Raw genomic sequence first — 331 nt, forward strand, 5'->3', positions numbered from 1 at the left:
CCTTAGTGTAAAACTCGACTGCTTTTTCAACGTCGGGAACCGAAATACCAATGTGCGAAAAACTACGTGGATATGTATGACTCATAATACTTCCTCTTTAACTTGTGACTTATCTTGTGACTAGTTGATGGAGTTAGTTTACGAATTGAACAATATTAAGTAAAATTATCATTAATCATCATTTTGAGTACGTTTTGTAATGATAAATCCAACATGGTTAAACACGTTTTGTACTTTGGTTGAGGTAAATCATTTTACCCAAACCGCCGAGCGTCTTTTTATGACCCAATCGGGCGTAAGTCAGCACATTAAAAAGCTAGAGCAGCAAGTA

1 protein-coding gene and 1 pseudogene are annotated in these 331 nt (G+C 36.0%); one reads left to right on the forward strand and one right to left on the reverse strand.

All coding sequences use genetic code 11. The annotated features are described in order from the left end of the window. A pseudogene (locus CWB72_RS20410) lies at positions 1-85 on the reverse strand (glyoxalase); the annotation flags it as partial. Between the two features lie 114 nt (positions 86-199). Between CWB72_RS20410 and CWB72_RS20415 the strand changes: the two are divergent. Further along, positions 200-331 (forward strand): LysR family transcriptional regulator (locus CWB72_RS20415; protein WP_138635247.1); only part of this gene is annotated, 132 nt, incomplete at its 3' end.

Source organism: Pseudoalteromonas phenolica (genome assembly GCF_005886345.1).
Lineage (GTDB): Bacteria > Pseudomonadota > Gammaproteobacteria > Enterobacterales > Alteromonadaceae > Pseudoalteromonas > Pseudoalteromonas phenolica_A.